The sequence below is a fragment of the Rubripirellula obstinata genome, from assembly GCF_001642955.1.
Classification (GTDB): Bacteria; Planctomycetota; Planctomycetia; order Pirellulales; family Pirellulaceae; genus Rubripirellula; species Rubripirellula obstinata.
In genome coordinates, this window is the sequence record NZ_LWSK01000003.1 from 121,684 (window position 1) to 146,689 (window position 25,006).

Genomic DNA, 25,006 nt, shown 5'->3' on the forward strand with positions numbered 1-25,006 from the left:
CGCGCGTCGTGCGGTCCCGAACGCGCGGGCCGATGCCCACGCGGCTAAACGAACAAACTCGTGTTTTCCGGGACCAAAACTCTTCACGGTGTTGAGCTGTACCCGACTGAACCCTGGCGGGCCCAGCTACGAAAGATTTCGCCAAAGACGGTATTTGCCCTGGGAAAGTTCCTAAAACGATTGCGGTGCGAATCGGTGAAGACGCAAACTGAACCAATTGCGTGAGAGCATGCTTATCAAGAGAATGCAACTGCAAGGTTTTTATTCTCTTTAAGGCTCCGCTAGATGCTTCGCGTATTGATTAGTTGTTGGATTTTGGCCTGGATGATCTCCGCAGACCAGGCATCAGCAGACGCTCCCGATGTCGCGCCGGCGATCCAAAGCTACACCGATGTCCATAACTTTGATCAGCTCTGCGTTCTGGCGAAAGCACTCAGCAAGAAGCCCGTCGCGCCAACGCCGCCGCTGCCAGAGCCACTTGCATCCTGGAATTACGACGACTACATCAAGACGTCGTTCAAGTCGCAGCGAGCCACCTGGTTCAATCAGCAACTCCCGTTCTGGCTGGAAACGTTTCATCGCGGATTCGTGCAAGTTGATTTCGTTGACCTATTTACCCTGATCCCAGCCAGTGACGGCGCCCCCGTTTGTCAACGGATTAAATTCTCCAAACGAGATTTCAACTATGCGCCGCCGTTGGACGCAGCATCCATTCCCGACGCGGGACATGCGGGCGTCAAGATCGTCGGACGATTCCCCGGTCAAACCGATGCGGAAGAGGTTCTGAGTTTTCTGGGGTCCAGCTACTTCCGCGCTCGCAGTGCCGATTGTGTCTACGGAGCGTCGGTTCGCGGATTGGCAATCAACATTGCCATGAACCAGGCCGAAGAGTTTCCAGACTTTCGCGCCTTTTGGATCCGCATGCCATCGCGTGACGATGACGAACTGACCGTTTTGGCTCACATGGACAGTGCCAGTGTATCCGGGGCCTATCAGTTTCGACTCAAACCCGGCAACGAGATCACTCGCGTTCACGTCGACGCAAAACTCTACTTTCGCAGCGATCCCGAAAAACTAGGCATTGCACCGATCACTAGCATGTGGATGTGGGGTGACGGTTTAAAGCGGCCACCCAAAGACGCTCGCCCGTCCGTTCACGACAGCGATGGGCTGCTAGTTCGATCCGCAAAACAGCGATGGACGTGGCGCGCGTTTGCTCGACAGTCCTATCCATCAGTCACGTCGATTGGAGTCGATCAATTGTTGGGTTTCGGAATGATCCAGCGCGACCGCGAATTCCTTCACTATGACGATCACAACGCTCGCTACGACAAACGCCCCAGCGTGTGGGTAACGCCTGATCAGCCATGGAGCGGCGGCAACATTGAACTGTTGGAACTTCCGGGGGCCCATGAAGGAGTTGATAATTTGGGAGCCTATTGGGTTCCCGATAAAATTCCAGGACCAGAGGATGTTGTATCGCTTGGTTACACGATTGATTTTTTTGCTGGTGACCCAAGCGAACACAACGTCCTTGCCAAAGCAATTGAACTGAGTGTTGATCGATCTAAAGTCGCGCCTTCTGTTGAAGTCAAGGTTCGCTTTGCGGGGCCTGCACTTCGAGTATTGCCAGAGTCATCGCCACCAAGGATTCAATCCGAACTTGTCCGTGGTTCCATGTCAGAACCTGTGCTGACTCGCAGCGAATCAGGCGACTGGACAGTGACAGCGAAAGTGACGCCATCGGAGGAAGCGCCGGTAGAATTGAAGTGGCAACTTTTTAGCGGGACAGAACCGGTGTCCGAGAATTTCCAGTATCTTCTGCCGCCGACTGAACCAGAGTTCGTCTACCCGGCCGTTTACACACGTCAGGAATAGGCTTCCGCGCTGGAGCGGTTGTCCAAGACTTCAAAGACGGTTGAAAGAATCGCCATCAGGAGGTTGTCTTTGACGAGGGTTCCGTTTCGCAGCATCCGCACAAACACCCATAGCGTCGATTCAGCAAGTGAGCGGAGACCAACAACATGCCGCCCAGCGGTGTAATCCAGGGAGCAAGTCCGGTGAGAAACGCCGGTGGCGCGATTGAAGCAACTGCATCTTGATCAGCGAAATCCTGATCAGCGAAATCCAAATCTGCGATCTCCTGATCAGCGACGCATTTTTCGCAACAGGCATCGGTGCATGCGACTGCGGTTAAGCTCGGCTCGGTCGGCGACTCGCAAGACGCACAGCAATCGCCTGCGAAACCATAGGCGGCAACTGTGATCAACGACAAACCCACCACTGCAATCGCGCCGGGCACCAATCGCCGGTGTTGGCGAAAGCCGGGAACAAACGCAGCCATCGCGATCACGAAACACGCTAGCGCCATCCAGCGATGGAACGCTTCATCGGCTAGAAAACTCAGTCCCAAAGCCGGCAGGAACGAGATCACAAACGGCATCGCCGCGCAGTGAATCGCGCACCCAATCGACGCCACGATTCCGATATAGTCTTGCCAGCGGGACGAGGTTTCAATCGTGGCCACCGATGATGTCGCTAACCCTTGCGTAGCGATCGGCAATCGCGTCAGAGAAGGTTGATCCGGTTTCATTTCGCAAATCCTGGTTGTTTTTTATGCCATGTGAAAGCGTCGGCTAACGGCTATGTGCTGTATATGCATCACTTATGCAAGTATCTCGATCTGGACGAACCCGTCAACCCCATATGCAACTCATGTGCATCTGATATGAGTCAAAGCCGTGGATTTCTGCCATTTAGGAACGTACGACTTTTTATAGTCGCGTTTCGCTCGGGACGTCGCATCAGTTACTGCGTCTTAGGCCCGGAGGGTCGGCAGCTCCCTGCCGGGTGCGCGAGCACCCGGATGGCTGCCCCACATCAATTCTCTGGCTCGATCCTTATTGGACATCTGCCCACCGCCAATACCGATCTGCCTTGAACTCTGCACTTGCATACCTTTTGCGAACGCTTAGGATGCGTGGTCTTCGATTGATTCCAGAAAAGAGAATCCAAGATGACCAACGATGAATCGCTTGATCTGGTCAAGCAGGCGATTCGCGACGCGGGGCTGCGAGCCACGCCGGCGCGAATGGCAACCTTACAATTGCTTCGCGAATCCGCCGCCCCGCTAACTCATTCGGTGGTGGCTGATCATTTGGCATCCAGCGGTGTTGATAAAGCGACCGCGTTTCGTAACCTGAACGACTTGGTCGAGGCCGGTTTGTTGCGGCGGACCGAAGTCGGCGATCACGTTTGGCGATTCGAGTCGGTGTCTGATGATCACGACGGCGCGCATCCGCATTTTTTGTGCGTTGATTGCGGCACGGTCTCGTGCTTGGACGATGTCAAACTGACCGCTGGCAGCATGCGAGCGAGCGAGAAGTTCGGTGAAGTGACCGAGATTCTATTGCGAGGACATTGCAATGCCTGCCGCTAGTAAACCAGAACCCAGCCAGCGATTTCCAGGCGAGTTGATCTGGCGCTGCCCCAAACCCGGCGTAACGCCACGATGGGGTTGGCACGGCAAGAACGTTCGACGATAAAGTTGTTTAGAAGCGATTTTCTTTTCCCCGATTACGTGGACCAACAAAGGACCAGAACGATGAAACTGACCGACTTCTACAACGAAGTGTCCCGTCGAGTGGACACAGACAAGACTGCGATCTCGGCTTCGGAAACCAAGCGAGTTCTCAGTGAATCGTTTCTTGTTCTCGCGGCCATGGATGCCACTGAATTGGCAGACACCATTTCAAAGGGACTGGCGACGGCGAAAAAGAAGTTGTCAAAGTAGTCAGTTCACGCAACCGCGTTGTCGAACCAGCGATCAGTAACGCCTAGTGATCAGTAGCGCTTAGCGATTGGGGTTTCAAGGAAGGGATGCAGGCAAACTAATCGGCTGGATCCCAACGCCGTAAAGGGTTTAACCGCGTGGGCATCGCCCCGCGCGTCGTGCGGCCCTCAGCCCGCGGGGCAATGCCCAACGCCGTGAAGGATTTCTAAATCGTTTAACCGCGTGGGCATCGCCCCGCGCGTCCACCCAGAACGAAACGCGCGGGGCGATGCCCGCGCGGCTAAACAAAACAAGCAAGCATCGCAGACGCCCTTCTCCGAAAAATTTCGGAAAGCCCAAAAGAAAACCCCGCAAAACACGGTGGAAATCAAGTTCCAACGTGTTTTACGGGGCTACGCGAATTGAGGATAACGGAACGCATCCCGACTTGACGCAAAGCGTTGCCTGCCAACGACTTGCAGGTTCCGACGAAAGTGAAATCCGACACCAAATCCGACAATTGTGATAAGTCGAATCTCGCTGTTTTTTGATTCAAAAATGTCATTACTGGTTCAATGTCAAACTCGCACCCGGCCAATCCGCCGAATGCTCTCTGCTGCAAACACGCTTTCCAAATCATCCTCCGATTTCAAATTACGCAGAATCATCGGCATCGCACTTTCAGCAGCTTCTCCCCAATGCCCAGCAGTCTCCATTGCCACCAATCTCACCAACCGATTCTCATCACCTAGACAATAGACGACCGCTGGCAGTGCTCTTTGGGCTTCCGGGCCGAACTGTCTCAACAAGCACAAAGCCAGAAGTTTGACTTCCAAATCCTTCTGCCCTAAAGCCCAAATCAGACCGTCGATTGCGACATCGCCGTCGTCTTTGATGGCAGCAAACGCTCGATCCTCTGTCCACGGATCTTGCTCGAAAGTTGCGTGTAACCACAACTGATCGATGACTTCTTCTAAATCAACCATTCTGTCGCTCCTTGATTTCGGCCCACTTCTCCTCGGAGATCTCAGGAGGTCTCACATCACCGTACCGATCAAAATATGCCGAGTTGTCGCTGTCTTGGCCGTAACGGCAATTCCAGCAGACATCAACTCGATGCTGAACTCTTGCGTTGCATTGAGGACAGTGGAACTGCCAGCTTGCTGGAGGAACGAAGTCTGTGTCAGGTTCAACCATTCCTGATTGACGAACAGTCTCCGAATCAGGATTGAATAACCAAGGCAACGAATCGAAGAACGGATCGCCGCCGCTATTTCGATACGCTCGATACTCAGGATTCCTGCCAAAAAACAAACCCATTCCAAAATTTGTAACGAACCAAGAAAACCCGCCATAGAACAGCACCGACACGGCTGCGGCGATTGCCATTTCCCAAGGCTTCCAGAAGTTGCTGTTCGTCATCGAGTTCCATGCCCATGCGATCATCATGTAGATGATGAACACGATCACGGTGGCTCTGACGAAAATTTTGAATCTTGAAGTACGCATAGCTCGCTCTCCATGGCAAGTAGTATTTACAGGTCATCGGGATCTATGAAGTAACCCCATGAGAAGTCTGGCTCGTCAGGATCTTCATCAAGACGATTTGGCATCTCTTTAATAAAATGCCAATGTATCTCTGGCTCAACGTAGCTTTCCGGCGAAGGACCATTTCCAAAGTCATCTCGATTCATGATCAGCTTCGCCGCCGATTCGAGGAATTCACCTATCTCGTTGCGTGTCACATTTCCGGTCACTGTGACTGTGACCGGAAGAATGTAAGTCCGTTGCTTCGCTGATTCGCCATATTGATCCTCGATTTCGCAAATCTCAATTATTGCTCCCGAATGAGATTCAAAACGCTTGGCAGATGCAAGATCATCGACGAATCTAAAGCCGTCCCAAAACGTGTCATCATTGAGTCTTGAGATAACGAAATTCTCACCGACTTCGAGTGGTTTCAAAAAAATTGTCGTCTCCCTCTGTGTGATTTGATTCGATTTTCAACGCCTCTACTCGTCCTCATCCGATCCCTCCAGCCCCAAATCAAAATCAACATCCGTTTCCAAAGCAGATTCATTGATCTCTCGAATCTTTCCCCAGTGAATGGTCGGCAATACCAAACACTCTCCAGGACCGTTCCCATAATCATGAGTTCGCATATTCAAGACAGCCGCTTGATACAGGTATCGTGCAATCTTGCTTGGCTTTGCCGATCCATAAACTTCGATTTCAATAGGAACCACAAGTGTTCGCTTCGGCCCTAGTCCACTGTAGAACTCTTTGAGAATATCAGCCATGTCAGAACACGCATCACTTGGGTGTGCGTATAGTCTGCCGTTCTCCCAATCCTCCACGAACTTCTCACCGTCCCAAACGGTTTTCTTTTTGATGTCTTGGATGATCCATCGCCGAGAAGGTGGATGGCCAATCGGTTCCGCTCGCAACAGCATATCTCGTCTCCAAAGGAAAATTTCAAGTGGTCGGCAACGTGCCAACCGCTGCCCCTTCAAGCGGGTGTTACTTTTGGGCGAGTTCCAATAGTGGAATCATTGCGACCAACTGGGATTCCAATTGCTCGTTGTCCGCTCCATCGGAAAGACGCTCCAAAATCCCCAAGGTTCGCTGGTTCTCTTCTGTGCCAATCGGTTTCCTCCGGTACTTAAGCATTGTCTGCTTGAGCACATCGAGGTCTTCATCACTGATTGAAACCTTGGGGCAGAGATTCTCCAGCAACGCCCTGAGATCTTCGGTCGGAAGCCGAATAATGTGAAAGTAGATCTCGATATCGAATCCCCATGTGTATCCGATGCTCTTGGCGATCTTTAGTTCTTCGATGATTGATTCGATCTCTTGAGTCGATCTCTTGAGTCGATTCAGCGAAGTCATCACCGAGTCCTTGAAGTACGGCGCAGCACCGCTCAAGCTCGTCTATCGTGACCGTCAGACCTGACACCTCGACGAGTTCGTTCTTGCGAAATGAACGAATTGTTTCCTCAACGATCTTTTTGATTTCAGACATGTTTTCCTCCGATGCTATTTAGTCGTGTTGGTTGCCCGACGAAAAACGACAAGACATCAAACTTTTCTTTCAGAGCTTTTGGCACAGACTCGCTGTCGGCGATGAGCAAAATCCAGCATGGATAAAGACACTCTGGCGAAATCTGCGAGTGTTCTGGCAAAAGCTGACGATTGGTGACCAACGGAATAAGCCATGGGCCTCCAATCCAGTTGTTGTAGTGCTCTCGTTACTCTTTCTGTTTCCAGTCGGAGTCTGGTTTCTATTTTGGTTCACTAGCTGGAACAAGAAAGTTCAGTGGTCTTTACGGTGAAGCGTTTGTCGCCAATCTCGGGACGAACGTAGCCACGCTTATCTGGCTTGGGGACTTTTCCACGGAAGGTTTTGGCGTTGGGTGATTCATAGTTGGCGAAGTCTACACGACACAGAATCCGACACTGCACTCCACCGCTACATTTGGGCGAAAGTCATAAAACGCCGTAACTCGTTGCCTTGGAATAACTTCGGCGCACGAAAAAAGCCGCTTGTGATTTCACAAGCGGCTTTAGAGTGGAGGATAACGGACTTGAACCGATGACCTCCTGCATGCCATGCAGGCGCTCTCCCAACTGAGCTAATCCCCCGGAATTTGGGTTTGCGGCGATCCGATATTGGAATGCTGCGAGGGCAGAGGGTATCAGGTGGATTTTGATTGCGTCAAGAGGCTGCTTATTTTGATCGTTTTGGTTTTGGCAAAAATCCCATGTTGCATTCGCTAACCGTCCTGGGATTGGTCGCTTAATTGGGCTAGGACTTCGGGGAAGGGGATGCCGCTGCAGACACCGTAGCTTTCGTTGCGGGTCAGCTTGGCTCGGATCATGGCGGGTGAGGATAGGCCGCATAGGAAACGGGCTTGGTCGCGGGCGGTCGTGAAATGGTCAGGGTATTGTTGCGTTAGGTTTTCGATCACTCGCCCAACGCTACTGCCCAGCGGACGCGAAGTCGGTGCCGGAATGACATACGGTCCATCGCCGGTGCATGAACTGCATTGGCCACATGGCTCGGACAGCGATTCGCCAAAGTGATCTGACAACATCGCCGCCTGACACGACTCGGCCTTCACCAAGTCGAAAATGCCGTCCAATCGTGATACTTCGGTATGCTCGCGACGCGTCAGTCGCACGAATAGATCGTCCGCCAATACTTTGTTGTCGTCGGGACGACGCAACCAGCGGTAGCCGTGGACCAAGTCGGAAACTTGAATTTCCAACCACTGCTGTTCGCTCATGTACTCGATCGCCTTGATCACTCGTTCGCGATCACATTTCAATTGACGAGCTGTCAGAATCGTGTTGAGCGTGAACCATGCTCGGCCTTTGGTCAGACAACCCAGCAAGTTTGCTGCAAATTCACGCGGCTCGCCCTTGAAGTGGCTAAGAATACTCTTGGACGTGACCAGTGGCTTAATTTTGTAACTGTCGTAGCGCGGCGAGGTTGCTTTGATGTATCCGTCTAGTTCGAGGTAAGTGATTAGTGTCCGCGCAACCAGAATTCGGATGTCAGTCTCGAACGATAATTTGTAGTGCGAGATGTGAAACGAATCTGCTTGCCCGGACATCAGGTCGATGAACCGGCCGACGTTATGACGCGACGGTGTGTCACCGTAGACAAAGTTTTCTAACACCGTGCGGTCATTAGGATTCAGCAACAGTTCGCAAACCGAATCATCGCCATCTCGCCCGGCGCGTCCAATTTCCTGGGCGTAAGATTCCAGTGATTTCGGTGCGTTGTAGTGATAGACATAACGAATGTCTGACTTGTCGATGCCCATGCCAAACGCGATCGTGGCGACCACGATGCCGTCAGCCGAACCGATGAACTCCTCCTGAATCGCAGTTCGCTCTTCGGGTTTGAATCCGGCGTGGTAGGCGACTGCTGGCATTCCATCTTCGGTCAAACGGCCAGCGATCTCTTCCGCCGTTTTCTGAAGCGTCACGTAAATTAGCGTTGAACCTCTTGGACGCTGCTGCAATCGACCGAGCAGGGTTTCGTAGTGGTTGGATGAATCAACAACTTGGCTGACCAATTGCAAATTGGGGCGATGGAATTTCGTTCGGATCGCATCTTCGTCTGCGATATGGAATGCGTCTTGAATGTCTTGCAAAACCGCTGGCGTCGCGGTCGCGGTCAATGCCAGCACTCGTTCGGCAGCGAGTTCTTTGGATAGTTCGGCAAGCTTCAAATAGTCGGGACGAAAGTTGTGTCCCCATTGGCTGATGCAGTGGGCTTCGTCAATCGCGAACAGCGATACATGCATCGACCCAACGGTCGCTAGGAATCGTTCGTTAAAGAATCGTTCGGGGGAAACGTAGACCAACTTGATCGAACCGTCGCGAATGCCCTGCATCGAACTGCGGAACTCTTCGGGCGTGAGCGAGGAATCCAGCCGAGCCGCTTTGATGCCGCGTGCCGCCAACGCATCACATTGGTCTTTCATCAGCGCGATCAGCGGCGAGACCACGACCGTCGTGCCTTCGAGCATTTGGCTGGGTAGTTGATAGCACAGGCTCTTTCCACCGCCAGTCGGGAAGACGGCGGCAACGTTCTTTCCCGCCAGTAAACGATCGATGACGGCAAGCTGCCCATCACGGAAATCGGGCAGTCCGAATTGGTCGGCGAGTATTCTTTTCGGGTCACCCATGACGGCTACTCCTGCCGTTTTGTTCTGCACTGCTTGATTCATCCCACAATTCCTTCTTTGATGGACAAGAACGCTGATCGCCGGCGGGTAGTGTACGCATGTTCGGTTCCGGGTCAAGGAAATTCTATGAATAAGTTTGTCAATCGATCGCCAACCTCGTCGTGGCTGGGCCGGCCACGGGAGCTCCTGTAGGCCGGTACAAGCCGCTTCGGCGCAGTTCCGGCAATTGCATTGATCTACGTTGGATTGCCGGAACTGCGCCGAAGCGGCTTGTTCCGGCCTACATCAATCCACAAAACGTCAAACGAACTTTGGGATTAAAACGCGAATCAAACTACCTAGCCGCTGGGCACGCGGTTTAACGTTTTGAGACTAAGAACGGCGGCTGATCACAATCAGAGGGCACTGTGTTTGACCGGAGACCTGGCGAGTGAATCGGCCGAACAGTTTTCTTTTTCCGATTCGCTGCACACCTAAAATCATCAAGCCCGCTTCCTTGGATGCTTCGACGACGGCTGCGATGGCATCGTCACTGACCACAACATCACATTGGCAGACCCCGCTGTAATTGATGCCCGCCAACCGCTGCAGTTCCCGCTTGGCTTTCCGTCGTTCGGATTCAGGAGCGCTTGATGAGATGACTCTTAGGAAACGGATTTCGCAGTTTTGTCGTCGAGCGAGGCTGCCTAAAATCCGTACCAACAAATGGTCATGCCCGCCACGTCCCGCGACGGGAATCAGGATGCGTTGTCGTTCGGAGAGTTGCCAGTTTTTGGGAGCTCGCAGAACGACCACATCCATTTCCAAACGACTCAGCAGGCCTTCGATTGGCGAACCCGATGCGTCCTCAGTAATCTCGCTAAGCCCCAACAAAACCGATTCGCACCGGTGCATCCGTGCGGCTCTTGAGATTTCTTCCATCGGTTCAGTGGCAACCGACATCAGCGTTTCCGCTTTCACGCCCAACCGAGTTGACGTGGCAATCAATTCACGAAGAACGGCCTGCGACCGAGCAATCGGTGCGTCATCTAAATCCGGCGACCAATCGTTTGGTGCAACCACAATCGTCTGCAGCAGCACTCGGCCCACGCCGCGGGGAACCAACGTGTCCGCTAGCGCGATCATCGAATCGGCGTTGTCTGGATTGGCTATCGGAACCAACACCAACGGCGTGCTGCCTCTCAACCGAACTAATTCAGGATTGGCGGCGATGCTGGAAACGTCTCGCAAACGAGCGCTGCGAGCAAACAACGTCAGGAATAGCAGACCGCCGATTCCAAGCCACGCCGTCGCAATCAAACCGGCGGTCGGAACCGCGATACCTTGGAAAATTGCCAAGCCCAAACATGCAACACCGCCGATGACCGGGACCGCTGGGAAGAGCGGTGATTTGAACGGCGGCGGATCGTCTTCGCTGCGTTGTCGCACCAAAATCGACAACCAGTGCGCCGTGGCGAAGGTGATCAGGAAAATCAAACTAGACGCTGCACCGGCGGCAGCCACATCGGGCAGAGCCACCATCAACACCGACGCTAAAATCGCGGTGATCATCACCGACACGCCCGGCGTTCCCCGTTTGGGGTTCACTCGTGACATCGCCGTTGGCAACGTTCGGTCACGCGCCATGGCCAAACCGATACGAGACGCCGCGAACAGGTTGGCTTGCAGTGCCGTGAACATCGACAACACCGCAGCGATAATGACTAGCCAGTAACCGGGCGTCCCCAAATAGTTTTTCGCCGCGACTGCAACAATGGCTTCCGGGTTTCCAGCGGCGACTTCGGTGACCGATTGATCGGATGGTGTGCCAACGGTCGTGATCACAAAAAGCAGCGGCAGGTAAATCAAAATCGCGATCACCAGCGAGATGATCATGGCTTTGGGAATCGTCTTGGCCGGCGATTTTACTTCGCCGCCGACCGCTGCGATCAAGTCAAAACCTTGCAGCGCAATAAAGCTGTATCCCATCGCCTGAACCAAACCGCCCAGCCCGTTGGCAAAGAACGGCTGCATCGACTGCACGGTCTCGGTTGAATCCTGCCGCAGCACCGCCCACAGTCCGCCGATGATCAGGATTCCGAACACGCTTACCTTGGCAATGTTGGCCCAGTCGCCGCCACCGCCGCTGCTGCGGATCAACAACAATGACAGAAAGATCGTCGTGGTGATTGCAATGATTGACGGTAGGCCAGACATCATCGCCCAGTCGGTTGACCACCCAACAGCCATGCAAATTTCGGTGGCAAAGATGATCGCAAAGCTGGCGAACCCAAGTGCGTACAACACGGCCGCGACGATCGACGCGAACCAAACGACCCAGCCGACAGTGAACGCCGATTCGACGGATAGCACTTTGCGGGCGAACGTGTAAGTCCCACCCGATTCAGGAAACTTCGATGCCATTTCGGCGAAGCTGAGCGCCGTCAAAACAGCGATGACGCCATTGAGTGCAAACGCGATGATCGCTGACGGTCCGGTGGTGGCAAACGCGACACCGGCAAGTGCAAGAATTCCTCCGCCAACGATCGCACCGACGCCGACGCCGGTGGCTCCGAATAATCCGATGTGTCGTTCTTGGTTTGCCATGATCGTGGCAGTGTTACCAGAAAGCGGTAAACGGTGACAGGGATCAGGGTGCGAGGTCAGGGCAACTGACTTCTTGAAGCTGGGGATTTTTCGCAACCCACAGCGTAAGCAAGGGATATCGTAAATCCCTTGCTTACGCTGCTAGGCTGTGTAGTTATCTCATTCTCAAACGTAAACTTGGACTTCAACCTAAACTCAAACGTAAACCTAAACTTAAACTTAAACTTAAACTTTCGTCGTGATAGTTGAAGTTTAAGAAAAAGTTGAAGGTCAAGTTTTGCGATTGCTCATTTGTTTACACCCGCAACGACGACATCCCGCCGTCAACGGCAAGCACTTGGCCGGTCATCCACGTCGATAAATCCGTCATCAGGAATTCGGCCATCGCTGCAATGTCATCGACCGTGCCGATTCGGCCTAAAGGATGACGTTTGCCCATCGCCGCTTTCTTGTCATCGGACGACAACAATTTTGACGCCAACGGAGTGTCGGTCAGCGATGGTGCGATGCAGTTGACGCGAATTTTGGGGGCAAGTTCAGCGGCCAGTGATCGGGACAATCCTTCTAGCGCTCCCTTGGCCGCAGCGACCGAAGCGTGCATTGGCAAACCTTGCCCGACTGCAACGGTGCTGAACGTTACGATCGACGAACGCTCAGCCGCCTTCATTGCCGCCAGCGAAGCTTGGACGCACTTGACCGCACCGACCACGTTCAACTGAAAATCCGCCAACATCGATTCCGCTTTCAAGCCCCGTAGCGGTCCCAAGTTGATCGATCCGGGACAGTAGGCCAGCCCATCGATCACTGATGGAAGTTGATCGGCCGCAATCTCATCCGCAGTGACATCAAAGGGCACATGCGTGACGCCATCGATGGCAAGATTTTCAGACGTCCGTGATAACACGGTCACGTGAGCGTCGCGTGCGAGCAAACGCCCGACCAATCCAAATCCAATTCCGTGGCTGCCACCAACGACAACATAATTCTTTTGAGTCATCTATTCTTCTTTAAATCTTTGAGTGTAGTTTTCGAGTTTGTTTGCTTCGAATCGGACGGTGAAGGCGAACGACTCTGCGTAGAACGCCGGCACCGCTCGCTGCAATACTTCACCTCGTCCCAGCATCGCTGCCACTTCTTTCGCCATTGGAAAGGTCGCTGACATACCACGCAGATTTTGCTTTCACGCCTTTTACTTTCACTGACCGGGCCGCTCATGCATTCGACCCCAAGTGCTGGACCATCAATTCGTAAAGCCGTCGACGTTCCTGGCCGTCTTCCAAGCCACCGCAATCAATCAAGTGCTTTGCAACTTGCGCATCGTTCACGCCCATCTGACGAAGCAGTTTTCGACATTCTTCCCACGTCGGCAACCACAACATGATCTCGCGAAAACGATCGACGCCCCCGGCGATCTTCATGAAGTACTCGTAATTGAGCACAAAGAAGACGCCGGACTGAAAAGGCGATTCACGCTGCACCAGCCCTGATTCGTCGAGCACAAATTGGCCTGGCATCGGTGTCCAGGGAAGACCCAAAGAACGTAATTGCCGAGCAAGCTGGATTTCGGTTTCGGTAAATTGGATATCACTTTCCATGGTTTTTTAGGGTAGCGCGATGGCAAACCATATCTCCGTGAGACGCTGAATTGCGGGCGGTGAATTAGGGCGCAAGCTACCATTTATTTTCCCCATGCTTCAAAGCGTGGTTTATAATCCAGCGTTGTCGATTACTCTTCGAAACCCGCGAGACTAGCAGATGCCTCAGAATTCTGACCGCCGTTCTTTCTTAAAGCAATCCACCGCTGTTGCCGGCGTAACTGCGTTGAGTGCAACTGCGCTAAGTGCTTCGGTAGCGAAGACAGCTCACGCCGCCGGATCCGATGAGATCCGCATTGTCCTGATCGGCTGCGGAGGACGAGGCAAGGGCGCGATGGTTAACATTTTCAAGTCGCAGGGAAACGTAAAGCTGGTTGCGGTTCACGACGCGTTTGCTGAAAGCGCCCAGCAGGCGTTGAAGACTCTCGGGCGTAAAGCCTACGCAGACAAAATCGATGTTCCACCAGACCACGTTTTTTCTGGCTTGGAAGGTTACAAAGCGGCAATCGATGTCGATTGCGATCTTGTCGTGATTGCGACACCCCCAGGTTTCAAACCGCAGCAATTTGAATACGCGGTCAACAAGGGTCGCCATATCTTTATGGAGAAGCCAGTTGCAACAGACCCGGCGGGGATTCGCCGCGTCTTGAAATCGGTGGAGGAATCAAAGAAGAAAGGCTTGATGGTCGGCGTCGGTTTACAACGTCGCCACGAACCTCAGTACAAAGAAACGATCGAACGCATTCATGATGGTGCGATTGGCGAAGTGGTTTCGCAACAGGTTTACTGGAACGGTGGCGGAATCTGGTATCGCAATCGGAAAGAAGACCAAAGCGAAATGCAGTTTCAGTGCAACAATTGGTATCACTTCAATTGGATTTGTGGCGATCAAATTACCGAACAGCATATCCACAATTTGGATGTCGGATGCTGGGTTAAGAACATGTATCCGGTCGAGTGCAATGGAATGGGTGGACGCGAGCAACGAGTCGATGGAGATGCGTCGAAGTCACAGATTTTTGACCACACGTTTTGTGAATACACGTTTGCCGACGATTCCAAAATGTTCAGCCAAGGACGTCACCTCGCCGGGTCTTGGACTCACGTCGGCGAACATGTTCAAGGCACCAAGGGAACCGCCGATCCATCGGGTTGGATCAAAGGTGAAAACGCTTGGGAGTACACCGGCAAACAACTCAACGGCCACCAACAAGAACAGCACGATCTGATCGACGCGTTGATGCGTGGTGATATCTACAACGAAGGTGAATACGGTGCCCATTCAACCTTCACCGCGATCATGGGACGCGAAGCCTGTTACAGCGGCAAGATTATCAAGTGGGACGAGCTGATGGAAAAGGGCGGCGACTTGGCACCCGGCATCGACGATTTCTCCCTCGATTCGCCAGTGCCCGAATCGGCCAGACCTGATGCGAATGGGATCTACCCCATTCCAGTCCCCGGCAAGTACAAGCCGTTTGGGTAGAAGCTATCTGATTGTCTTTTTCGTGAGCCGCAGGCGTGTGAGAGAACGCCCGGCTTAGATAACGCCATGAATGCTGCGCCAACCAGCCGACCTAGCCGCAGTGCAGTGACAGCTCGGTGCCGGGTGCATCACGGCCTGTCGATGAAATCATAGTCGCCTTTCGCTCCGCGAAAGACGCGTCCACAAACGCTGCTTTTGCGGAGCAAAAGGCGACTATAAATTTGGATCTACTATTTGATCGACAGGCCGGTCAGCACCCGGATCTTGCCGCCGATCGAGGCTGAGAGGGTTGTTTGTTGCATCGTATCCGGGTGCTGACGCACCCGGCACTGAGCTTTCGTCCCTCCGGGACTGATAGAGCCCAACTACGAGAGAGTTCGCCAAATACGGATTTTGTTTCAGGACAGTTCCTAAGACAACAACTCTGCCGACAACTTTTCTCGGCAGGCCGTGATCACCTTGCCGACCAGTTCGTCGGCTTGGTCGCCGCTGAGGGTTGAATCGTGACGCTGCAACTGCACCGTCATCAGCACTCGTTTGCGATCCTTGCCATCCTTCTTTTCATCGCGATACGTTTCCTGATACCGCACGCCAGCCAGCTCGCTGCCGACGGCCGCGCGGACGACGTCTTCCATCTGGTTCCATCGAACCGATTCGGCGACGACGAAGTTCAAATCACGTTGGATCGATGGGAACATGCTGACCGATTGCTGCTGCGGAACCAGCCCCGCCAAACTCAATAGAGTCGGCAACGATATTTCGGCGGCCACAACGGCATCGGGCAATTTCCAAGCCTTCAGTTCTTTGTCGCTTAGCATTCCCAGATAGCCGAGCTTGGTTTCGCCAATCGCCAATTCAACCAGCGTCCCTTTTCGGAAACCATCACCATCGATCGGCTTGACTTCCAAACGACCGTGGATTCCCATTCGCTCACACAGAGTTTCCAGTACGCCCTTGATTGCAAAGAAGTCGCAACCGGAAACGATTCCCAACGAGTATTCTTCGCTCGGCAAATCAGACGACTTGGCACCGGGAACATAGATGTGCGCGATCTCGAACAAGTCGGCCGCGATCGATGCCGAAGCCCAGTTCGCCGCGCGACCTTGCACCAGACTTGGAATCAAGGTTCGGCGAAGTCGCTTGGATCCTTTCAGCATCGCAGTTTGCGTTTGCAGTGCTGGCTGGTCGGTCCAGGGACTGACAGAATCGTCTAGCTTTGCGGTCACCAAACTTGGTGTCATCGCTTCGCTTAGACCGGCAGCCGTCATGACACTGCGAACTCGATCGACGGCGGTGTCAAAGTCTCGCCGTGAACTTGGCATCACGGGGATCGGGGCGTCTTCCGGAATCTTTTCGTAACCGTAAATGCGTGCGACTTCTTCAATCAAATCAGCTTCCCGCGTTAGGTCATGCCGCCAAGTTGGTGGAACCAAGTCCAGCGAATCTTTCTTGTCAGTGGACTGGCAACCAAGAGCGGTCAAGATGCGAACAATCTCTTCGCGATCAATCTTGATGCCGAGGATTCGCTCGACTTGCGAAAGCCGCAGCACGACCGGTGATCGTGCTGGAATATCGGCAGCGGTATCAATGATTCCCGCGGCAACTTCACCGCCAGCCAATTCGACGATCATTTCGCAAACGCGGCGACTGGCCCAATCGATACCCATCGGATCGACCTTGCGTTCAAATCGAAACGAAGATGGGCTTTGCAGTTTCAAAGTTCTGGCAGTGCGGCGAATCGAAAGCGGCGTGAAGTCGGCTGCTTCGATGACCAGGTTGGTGGTCGCATCATTGACCTCGCTAGCGGCACCACCCATCACACCGGCAACCCCCGACGGTGCCTTGGCGTCGGCGATCACGCACATCGACGAATCGAGTTCGTAATCGTGATGATCGATCGCTTCAATCTTCTCGCCCTTCGCTGCGGCGCGAACGACGATCTGTTGATCCGTAATTTTGTCGTAGTCAAACGCATGCAGCGGTTGGCCGCATTCCATCATCACAAAGTTGGTTGCATCGACGACGTTGTTAACGCTCTGATATTGCTCGATCGAACCATCGAACTTGCGTTTCCAAAACACACTTTGCAGTGCCTCGACCAACCAATCAGGACTGGGGCCGATCTTGACGTTCTGGATCACTCGCGCGGTGTAACGAGGACACGCGTCGATGAACCGGTTTTCAACCTTCAGCAGTGAATCCACCGTCGTCTTTGATTCAGACAATTTCGGCTGCGGCGTTTTCACCGGCACGTCATAGAGGACACCGATTTCGCGAGCGACACCGAGATGGCCCAGACAGTCGCCACGGTTGCTGGTGACTTCCAAATCAATGACGACATCGCCACCGATCTCGATGGTTTCTTCGTGGTTGAGCCCCGTCAGCGAAAGTCGATCGCAGAGTTCTTCGTGCGAAACGGGGATCTTGACGTATTGAGAGAGCCACTTCAGCGAAACAAGCATGGTCGGTAACCGCGGGGAAACAGGTGTATTTCAGGCGGCCATGTTAGATCGAATCGGCAGCCAGAACAATTGCGTCCCTTTTTCAACCACAAACGGCTTTCGCGGGACCGCAGCTAAAAAACACACATGACGGCATCCAACACATCCGTGGTCCCACGAAAGCCATCCGTGGTTATCTCAATTCCCAGCCGCCCATTCTCAAAACCTGACCGCTACAAATTCTCTGGATAGATCACCAATTCGATTCGCCGATTAGCGGCCCGACCGGCGGCGGTGTCATTGGATTGCCGTGGATTGTTGGCACCCTGGGCGACCGTGAACAATTGGCCTGGCGGCATGCCGGCGCGGCGAGTCATCAGGTCCAGCACGGCGGCGGCCTGCGTCGCAGTCAATTGATGCGTGGACGAAACCGCGCCGCCATAAAGTGGCCCGTTATCGCTGTAGCCTTCGATGCCAATTCGGTTTTTGGGAAAGACGCTGCGAAGCTGCGCGGCGATCGGGTCCAACGTTGCCGCGGATTGCGGATGCAGTTGTGCGGTTCCCGGTTGAAACAATTGGTCCGACGGGATCACGATCCGAATCACGTTTCCATCGGCGATGACGGGAATCCCGCCTAGGTTCAACCGCGAAACCATTTGCGACATGTTGGTGTTTGGCGTGATCGCCGCTTCACCGCGAACGCGAGGCTGCAATTGGGTGGACGCTTGCATGCCACGCACACGATCCTCCGCTTGCCGCGCGGCCATTTTGGTGGACTGCATTTGGTTGCTGACTTCCGCCAATTGTTTTCGCAGCAGTTCTGATTCGTCTCGATAAACTTGCGTTTGCTGTTCAGTCTGGGCCAGTTGAGTGTGAAGCTGGCGATTGTTGTCATCGAGTAATTGAACACGACGACTGAGTTCTGAAATGCGAGCTTCGGACTGGGGAACCTGACCATTTTGCGGCACGTTCCAAGCACCGGATCCGCCGGCGGGTCCACCGAATCCTGAACCGGCAAAGTAGGGATTTTGGCTGCATCCACTGGCGGCAACAGCGACCACGGCTGCGGATAAAAGCAGGCTGGTGGCTTGTTGGCGAAGGGTGGGCTGGAAGCAAAACATCCTGTTTCCTCAGGTTTGGATTAAAGTCTCAAACGTTTACCTACGAAAACTAGCAGCCAAGATCAAGTTCGCTTTTTAGACAAGACGTGTTTCACGACTTCCCAAGCCTGATCAGCCGTCGAAATTTCCCCTTCCAGTTGCCCATCACGAACCGTTTGCAAAACAATCCGGTACATCGGTCCGGCGGGAATACCATGTTCACGCAGGTCATCGCCCGTGATCAGCGGCGGCGGGTTCAGCCGATCGGCGGGCCACCGGATCGCGCCGCGAACTTTCTCCAAGCCGGTTTGGTCATCATCATCCGCGGTGGCGACCGCAGTTGCGACCGACACGACAACGTCGCGATCGCGATCGATTAACACAGGTTGAATTTTGGACCAGGGCAATTCGGCGGCACGGATCAAGGTGGCGTGATGCTTGACCGCTGCAGTCGCTTGGCGAGTTTCTTCGCTGGACAATTTCCAATCGCGACTGGTTTGCAGCAAAATCTGATGGCTGGCCTCTCCGGCGATCGCCACGCAGGCCAGTGCCGCTGCGAACGAGTCGCAGGGAAGATGCTTCCGCAAACGTGTCAATCGATCGAAATCAATGTCCAACAATCCTGGCATGACATGCTGAGCCAAACCGGTTTCCACCAAACGTCGCAAGCCATCGGCGGAATGTTCGGACGTCATCACGCGTCGCATTTCCGCACCGATGCGTTCCCCGCTGACGACCGAAATGTCAGCGGCATGCTGTTCGATTGCGTCGGTCGTTGCAGGATCGACCTGGAAACCCAACGTGGTGGCGAAACGAATCGCTCGCAGCATTCGCAGCTTATCTTCGGCGAATCTTTGGTGCGGTGAACCGATCGTTCGCAGCACTTTGGATTTCAAATCTGCTTGGCCACCGACGTAGTCAATCACTGATTCTGAGATCGGATCGTAAAACAGTCCGTTGATCGTGAAGTCACGCCGCAACGCGTCCTGTTCCGCGTTGCCGTAGTGAACACTGTCGGGACGGCGACCATCGCTGTACTGGCCGTCGCTGCGAAACGTAGCGACCTCGGTCGGCGTCAAAGGAGCGTCACGATTCTGATTTGCGGACTTGATTGGCAAAACACCGATCACACCAAACGAGGCACCAAAGGCCAAGGTATGAGATTTCCCAAACACTTCGCGAACCGATTCAGGCGTTGCGTCGGTGGCGACGTCGTAGTCTTTTGGCGTTTTGCCAAGCAACGCATCACGCACACAACCGCCGGCAAGATGTGCCACAAAGCCTGCTTCGGCCAGCACCGACATGATACGAAATGCTTCAGCAGCATCGCGATTCGTGCTTCGTTGCTGATCGAACATCTGGATCTCGTCGCTGAAATTGCGTTTTGTGGGCACGTTTGATGAATAATCACATGTCTGCATTCATTGCTGCGATTGATATCCTAACCGGCTTGGATTAAAAGGCACCCAGTGGATCGGGAATCCGTCAGCCTGGGCATTCATAACATCATTGGAATCATCAAGGATGACATCAAGCAATCAAGACAATCCAGCGCAAACACCACAATCAAGGCTCGGTAAAAAGCGAGGAGTCGTGGGGGTGATCGTTCGTGATGAGCGTTTTCTGATCATTCGCAGATCCAAGTTTGTCACCGCTCCCAGCAAGCTGTGTTTACCCGGCGGCACCATGGAAAAAGGCGAAAGCGAAGTTCAAACACTGGTTCGCGAAATGCAGGAAGAGCTAGCGATCGACGTCACACCCGTGCGACTGTGCTGGCGAAGCGTCACTCCCTGGGGCACGACGCTGGCTTGGTGGCTGGCAACGATTCCCGATGAGGTCGTCCCGGTTCCAGAAAAATCCGAGGTCGAAGAGTACTTTTGGATGACTGCCGAAGAGATCTATTTCGCCAAAGACACCCTGCCCAGCATGCCGACGTTCATGGACGCGATCGCCAACGGCGAAATCAATTTGAAGTAAACGCTGTTCGTCTTCCACCGACCAGTCAAGGCAAGCAAATCGGCAGACGTTTTTGTAGGCCGTAGCGAGTCAAGCGAGTTACGGCATTCTGAGCTGGAAATAGAATGTGGTTTGGTAGAAAAGGTGCCGAATCCTAACACTCGACTCTATTTTTCAACGCTGGAAATCTTGACAAGCTTTGTGATCACTGGGCGATGATCGCCGCCTAGGTGTGGGCCAACTTGCGTCGATAGAACTTGCCAACACTCATCGACTAAAACGTGGTCGATTCGGATGCCGTGCAGACGCGTAAACTTGGTGTACCCAAGACCCAAGCCCTTTTCTGAATAGGCGTTGGTCATGCTGGCCCAATAGTCTTGGTAGTAAGTGCTTTCGATGGGAACGTTAAAGTCGCCAGCCAGGACCGTTGGTATTTCAATTGTTGCCAAGTGATCGCGCAGCCGTTGGACAATGGAGCGATAGGCTTGGCCCTGTTTCTGCATCGCTTTGGGACCATTGATAAAATCAAATTCCTGCATTTTGCGAAGCGCGGGCCGAAAGGTCGGCAGATGCACTGAAACAAAACGTGCCTCTTCGCCATCAGGCAATCGGACCTGGCAATCCAGCGCAACCGGTGGACGAGCATGACGACGCAGAGGTCGATTCACCATTTGATGATCCGACAACTCCATCGAGCTTCCGATTGCCAGACTATGTTGGTGCTTGTAATTCCATTGAAGCTTTGCGTAAAACGACTTCGCCGTTCGCGGAAGACATTCTTGCAGCAGAACGATATTGATTTTTCGTTCACGAACCAGCGCTACCAGTGCCTCTTCATCAAGAGTTCCGCCACCGATATTGCACGTCAGAACATGAACCGGCGTCTTCATCGCTGCGTCATCTAGTTTTTGAAATCCGCGAAGTTCAAAACCTAAAACAGCAAAAACGATGACGGCACAATGCACCGCATAGAACCAAGCCAAGCGAGGTCGAAACCACAGTGTCGCCGGTAAGAGTATTGCCAGAGGCAGCGCGACTGCCCATCGCGGCGAAAACAAAAATAACGTTAACAGCCAATGCCCGTTGAACCGGGACCACATGAAATACGTGATCGTTAGCAGCGCCAATAGATAGACCCAGGCGAGCAGAAGAATCAGTTTTGGCTTCCAACTTACCTGCGAATCTTTACTGCAAGTATTCAACCGAGATCTCATCGAGCTGTTTTTCGTGCCGAGCATCTTCGGATTCTAATTCAGCCAACTCTGGGCTCAACGCCAACGATTCGGTGTACTCCAAAACTTCTTCATTAAGCGATGGATCCTTCTCGTTCTGGTCGGCGGCGGATAGATAGCTGGCCTGTTCTATCGGTTGGTCAACGTTGGATCTGTGTCGTGGAAAGGCGTGATTTGCGGCCCGGATTGGTTGTTCCAGAATAACTTCGTCGTCGTAGCCAGCCTGATCCTGGTTGGGAATGTACTGCTGCATCGGCATCGCTGGCTCGTGATGCGATTGCGGGTAGTTCGTTGGCATCTCAACCGGGGCATAGGATTCTTCCCAACCGCATCCATCCAAAGTCGACCAGCGGGTTTCAGTGAATCCACTGCAGGCGTCAAGCGAATCACAATTGCTGGGTTGGTGGGCAGCGTGACGCGGGGTTAACAACGATTGACAACCGCTGCTGGTGATCACGATCAAAGCCAACAGAATGGTAGTTGTGCTGAAACTCTTGGTCGGCCTGTCTACGAAACGATGTAATTTTTGGAGGCTCATCATATCGGGAATTAACGTTGATTTCACGAAGACGCAAATCAGCGAACGAACCCGGCCCCCTGAAGATTGTTTTCTAGCACGTTTCCAGAGAGTCTGGCCGTTGTGCCGGCTCCCAGCAACGTGAAACCAAGGATTCGTTCCAGCGGGGAAGTGAACTTAGCGATCGCAGAATCGAAGGCAACAAGTTTGTTGTGCGCGATAAAGACTCGATCGCCCGGCAGCAGTTGGTAGTTCGTCGTGACGTCCGCCGCTTGAGTAATCGCGTTCCAATCGATGGGCAACAGCGTCGTGTTGGATCGATCGCGATTGGGTCTGGCAACCCACATCCGACTGGATGAAACGTAGCTGGTTCCGTTGATTTGGCTTAACGCATCGATCACGGTTTCATTGCCGGTGTAGGGAAGACGCACCAGTTCATCGCCAAGTCCACCGCCTTGGGTGACCACGTAGATCGCTTTGCTGTTGAATGCAAAGACCGACACGGAAACCTTGGGGTTGGCAAATTCGCTGGACAGCTTTCGCGAGATCTCTTGTCGCGCCTCGTCGAGCGTCAGCCCCACGACACGAACCGACCCGTACTGCCCAAGAGTGACCGTTCCATCAGGACCAACCAAGTGTTCGCCGGCGATCGGCTGAATCCCTGATACTGATCGCAGCGATACTGATACGACAGGCTGCCGCAACTGCGTTGACAAGTGTCTTTCGATGACGGTGGTCGCCTGGTCAGACGTCAGTCTATTGATCGAAACTAAGCCATATGAAAAACCAAGATCAATCTGACCACCCAACTCGACAAGATACTCACCAGCGATGGGTTCTTCGGGGAACGTTCCTGTCACATTGATTGAAACCAGATCGCCAGCCTGTAATCCGTGAGTCGCTTCTGAAACGTTCTGTTGCACATCGATCGTTAACACGTCTGGTGCTTCGATGCGGTACATCGGCGGAGTCACCTTGTCCAATTCACGCGGAACCATTGAATCGACGAACGCCCCGTCGTGTGGTTCAAAGTCGTGTGGTTGCAAGTCGCATGGTGCCATCCACGGCCGAGCCGCGGTGCCTGGATTCTGCATCAGTTGGCAACCGGTACTCGCTAAGACTGCGCATGCAGTTAGCAGCGCCGATGCGAGCTGTCGAAAATGGTTGCAGATCAAGGACACGTTAAATCGTTTGCTTAGCGAGCGGACGAAGGGAATTGGTAATAGTGAAGATGATTATTGAACGATCCACCGCGACCGGTTTGAGTTCGACCGTGTGAAGGTGTCGCGTGTGGGGACTCAGAAACGGTTCGACGCAGATTACGAATTTCTGACGCTTGCCGACGAATGCTTTGTTGGATTTGTTGCCGAGGCAGCACAAACGAATGGTATGGCCCCAGCACGCTGTTATCAGACCGAAGCAAATCAAGGTAAGGCGAAAGACGCTGCGGATTGACCGTCTTTGATCGAAGCGTCGGAGTTCCTCGGTTGCCCACCCCGCGACTGCCCGTGCTACTCATCGCACCTAACACGCCGGCTTGCCGCTGAAATGCATTCTGTGCGGCAGCAGGTGTCGCCAACAATGCAATCAAAACCAGGACTGCAAAGCCCGTCGTGAAGTTCAGCATGGATTGGCAGTTGAGGTTCATGCGTTTTGCAACAAACAGACATTCGGGAGTTCGGTGGACGAGTCAGTTGAGAAACATTTTTCTCCTGTCAGCAGGTATCGGCCACCTAACCGGCATATCTTCCGTTTAGTTGGTGAGACTTTCCAAAAAAGTCGAAAAAACAATCTGAATTTCGTCAAGCCAAGGCTGTCTCAGACAAGTAGATCGTCCACCGGCAATCCATCAGCAATTGGTCATCGTGTTTCACGACAAAACGAAAACGAGCGAGCAGGGGCGGAAAGACATTTTCCGGTGGGTGCAGGCACGCCAATCGGCAGACGTTTTTGTCGGCCGTAGCAAGTGCAGTGAGTTACGACATTTTTTGCAGCCCTGCCGTAACTCGCTCCACTCGCTACGGCCTACTTTAGTAACAGTCCCGGTTTTCCCGTAGCTGGTCCCGCCAGGGTTCAGTTCATGATTAGCTGTACCCAACTGAAACCCTGCCGTAACTCGCTCCACTCGCTACGGCCTACTTTAGTAACAGTCCCGGTCTTCCCGTAGCTGGTCCCGCCAGGGTTCAGTCCATGATTAGCTGTACCCAACTGAAACCCTGCCGTAACTCGCTCCACTCGCTACGGCCTACTTTAGTAACAGTCCCGGTCTTCCCGTAGCTGGTCCCGCCAGGGTTCAGTTCATGATTTGCTGTACCCAACTGAAACCCTGCCGTAACTCGCTCCACTCGCTACGGCCTACTTTAGTAACAGTCCCGATATAAATTCCCGGTCTTCCCGTAGCTGGCCGGCCCAACTACGAAAGATTTCGCCAAACGCGGACTTGTTTCAGGACAGTTCCTTTTGGGGCTCCAGCCAACGCCGTGAAGGGTTTTTAAATCGTTTAACCGCGTTGGGCATCGCCCCGCGCGTCGTGCGGTCCCGAACGCGCGGGGCGATGCCCAACGCGGCTAAACGCACTATGGAACGAGCGGGGAATAAGTGTCGCCTTTCGCAGGGGACGTC

At 53.5% G+C, this 25,006-nt stretch carries 23 protein-coding genes and 1 tRNA gene; 5 read left to right on the forward strand and 19 right to left on the reverse strand.

The genetic code is table 11. The features are described from left to right. Window positions 1-324 precede the first annotated feature (324 nt). The gene (locus RC85_RS02030) at window positions 325-1,878 is read left to right on the forward strand and encodes a glucan biosynthesis protein (RefSeq protein ID WP_235033366.1); all 1,554 of its coding nucleotides are present in this window, start codon (window positions 325-327) and stop codon (window positions 1,876-1,878) included. Window positions 1,879-1,933: 55 nt separating this feature from the next. Here the strand turns inward: RC85_RS02030 and RC85_RS02035 are convergent, their stop codons facing one another. Then, on the reverse strand, window positions 1,934-2,593 hold the full coding sequence (locus tag RC85_RS02035; protein WP_084422278.1) for a MerC domain-containing protein: 660 nt from the start codon (window positions 2,591-2,593) through the stop codon (window positions 1,934-1,936). 423 nt (window positions 2,594-3,016) lie between these two features. On the opposite strand from RC85_RS02035, the gene RC85_RS02040 reads away from it, so the two are divergent. Next, a complete protein-coding gene (locus RC85_RS02040; protein WP_068258203.1) occupies window positions 3,017-3,439 on the forward strand; it encodes a Fur family transcriptional regulator in 423 nt (140 codons plus the stop codon). Between the two features lie 165 nt (window positions 3,440-3,604). Next, on the forward strand, window positions 3,605-3,793 hold the full coding sequence (locus RC85_RS02045) for a hypothetical protein (RefSeq protein WP_068258240.1): 189 nt from the start codon (window positions 3,605-3,607) through the stop codon (window positions 3,791-3,793). A 557-nt stretch (window positions 3,794-4,350) separates the two neighbouring features. Here the strand turns inward: RC85_RS02045 and RC85_RS02055 are convergent. The 11 genes from RC85_RS02055 to RC85_RS02110 all read right to left on the reverse strand — a co-directional run bounded on the left by RC85_RS02055 (window position 4,351) and on the right by RC85_RS02110 (window position 13,652). Then, window positions 4,351-4,758 carry a HEAT repeat domain-containing protein gene (locus RC85_RS02055; RefSeq protein WP_068258205.1) on the reverse strand — a complete coding sequence of 136 codons (408 nt, stop codon included), beginning with the start codon at window positions 4,756-4,758 and terminating at the stop codon, window positions 4,351-4,353. Further along, a complete protein-coding gene (locus tag RC85_RS02060; RefSeq protein ID WP_149752875.1) occupies window positions 4,751-5,281 on the reverse strand; it encodes a hypothetical protein in 531 nt (176 codons plus the stop codon). The genes RC85_RS02055 and RC85_RS02060 overlap by 8 nt, the downstream gene beginning before the upstream one ends. A gap of 26 nt (window positions 5,282-5,307) precedes the next feature. Next, entirely contained in the window at window positions 5,308-5,736 is a 429-nt protein-coding gene (locus RC85_RS02065) for a hypothetical protein (RefSeq protein ID WP_068258207.1), read from the reverse strand. A 48-nt stretch (window positions 5,737-5,784) separates the two neighbouring features. Next, window positions 5,785-6,225, reverse strand: coding sequence for a hypothetical protein (locus RC85_RS02070; RefSeq protein WP_068258208.1), 441 nt, complete (start codon window positions 6,223-6,225; stop codon window positions 5,785-5,787). 67 nt (window positions 6,226-6,292) lie between these two features. Then, window positions 6,293-6,661 carry a hypothetical protein gene (locus tag RC85_RS02075; protein ID WP_149752874.1) on the reverse strand — a complete coding sequence of 123 codons (369 nt, stop codon included), beginning with the start codon at window positions 6,659-6,661 and terminating at the stop codon, window positions 6,293-6,295. Window positions 6,662-7,341: 680 nt separating this feature from the next. Further along, window positions 7,342-7,414: transfer RNA gene (locus tag RC85_RS02085), tRNA-Ala, on the reverse strand. Window positions 7,415-7,545: 131 nt separating this feature from the next. After that, window positions 7,546-9,513 (reverse strand): RecQ family ATP-dependent DNA helicase, encoded by a 1,968-nt coding sequence (locus RC85_RS02090; protein ID WP_200836781.1) that lies wholly within the window; start codon window positions 9,511-9,513, stop codon window positions 7,546-7,548. Between the two features lie 330 nt (window positions 9,514-9,843). Next, entirely contained in the window at window positions 9,844-12,057 is a 2,214-nt protein-coding gene (locus RC85_RS02100; RefSeq protein WP_068258212.1) for an amino acid permease, read from the reverse strand. 295 nt (window positions 12,058-12,352) lie between these two features. Further along, window positions 12,353-13,054 (reverse strand): SDR family NAD(P)-dependent oxidoreductase, encoded by a 702-nt coding sequence (locus RC85_RS02105; RefSeq protein ID WP_068258213.1) that lies wholly within the window; start codon window positions 13,052-13,054, stop codon window positions 12,353-12,355. Then, a complete protein-coding gene (locus RC85_RS26045) occupies window positions 13,051-13,272 on the reverse strand; it encodes a DUF2256 domain-containing protein (protein ID WP_084422279.1) in 222 nt (73 codons plus the stop codon). Before RC85_RS26045 ends, RC85_RS02105 begins: the two co-directional genes overlap by 4 nt. Beyond that, window positions 13,269-13,652 (reverse strand): hypothetical protein, encoded by a 384-nt coding sequence (locus RC85_RS02110; protein ID WP_084422280.1) that lies wholly within the window; start codon window positions 13,650-13,652, stop codon window positions 13,269-13,271. Before RC85_RS02110 ends, RC85_RS26045 begins: the two co-directional genes overlap by 4 nt. Before the next feature lie 160 nt (window positions 13,653-13,812). Here RC85_RS02110 and RC85_RS02115 point away from each other — a divergent pair, with 160 nt between their 5' ends. Continuing rightward, entirely contained in the window at window positions 13,813-15,138 is a 1,326-nt protein-coding gene (locus tag RC85_RS02115) for a Gfo/Idh/MocA family protein (protein ID WP_068258214.1), read from the forward strand. Window positions 15,139-15,548: 410 nt separating this feature from the next. On the opposite strand, the gene pheT is transcribed toward RC85_RS02115, so the two are convergent. The 3 genes from pheT to RC85_RS02130 all read right to left on the reverse strand — a co-directional run bounded on the left by pheT (window position 15,549) and on the right by RC85_RS02130 (window position 20,073). Then, window positions 15,549-17,600, reverse strand: a complete 2,052-nt coding sequence (gene pheT / locus RC85_RS02120) for a phenylalanine--tRNA ligase subunit beta (RefSeq protein ID WP_068258215.1) — start codon at window positions 17,598-17,600, stop codon at window positions 15,549-15,551. A gap of 212 nt (window positions 17,601-17,812) precedes the next feature. After that, on the reverse strand, window positions 17,813-18,700 hold the full coding sequence (locus RC85_RS02125; RefSeq protein ID WP_068258216.1) for an OmpA/MotB family protein: 888 nt from the start codon (window positions 18,698-18,700) through the stop codon (window positions 17,813-17,815). A 62-nt stretch (window positions 18,701-18,762) separates the two neighbouring features. Continuing rightward, window positions 18,763-20,073, reverse strand: coding sequence for a CCA tRNA nucleotidyltransferase (locus tag RC85_RS02130; RefSeq protein ID WP_235033364.1), 1,311 nt, complete (start codon window positions 20,071-20,073; stop codon window positions 18,763-18,765). Between the two features lie 130 nt (window positions 20,074-20,203). Here RC85_RS02130 and RC85_RS02135 point away from each other — a divergent pair, with 130 nt between their 5' ends. Next, window positions 20,204-20,656, forward strand: coding sequence for an NUDIX hydrolase (locus RC85_RS02135; protein WP_068258217.1), 453 nt, complete (start codon window positions 20,204-20,206; stop codon window positions 20,654-20,656). Between the two features lie 146 nt (window positions 20,657-20,802). Here the strand turns inward: RC85_RS02135 and RC85_RS02140 are convergent, their stop codons facing one another. The 4 genes from RC85_RS02140 to RC85_RS02155 all read right to left on the reverse strand — a co-directional run bounded on the left by RC85_RS02140 (window position 20,803) and on the right by RC85_RS02155 (window position 24,032). Continuing rightward, entirely contained in the window at window positions 20,803-21,849 is a 1,047-nt protein-coding gene (locus RC85_RS02140) for an endonuclease/exonuclease/phosphatase family protein (RefSeq protein ID WP_160148168.1), read from the reverse strand. Beyond that, window positions 21,821-22,405: a hypothetical protein gene (locus tag RC85_RS02145; RefSeq protein WP_068258219.1), complete on the reverse strand. Its 585-nt coding sequence runs from the start codon at window positions 22,403-22,405 to the stop codon at window positions 21,821-21,823. The genes RC85_RS02140 and RC85_RS02145 overlap by 29 nt, the downstream gene beginning before the upstream one ends. Window positions 22,406-22,443: 38 nt before the next feature. Beyond that, the gene (locus RC85_RS02150; protein WP_149752872.1) at window positions 22,444-23,478 is read right to left on the reverse strand and encodes a polysaccharide biosynthesis/export family protein; all 1,035 of its coding nucleotides are present in this window, start codon (window positions 23,476-23,478) and stop codon (window positions 22,444-22,446) included. A 101-nt stretch (window positions 23,479-23,579) separates the two neighbouring features. Continuing rightward, entirely contained in the window at window positions 23,580-24,032 is a 453-nt protein-coding gene (locus RC85_RS02155; protein ID WP_068258221.1) for a hypothetical protein, read from the reverse strand. Window positions 24,033-25,006: the final 974 nt, after the last annotated feature.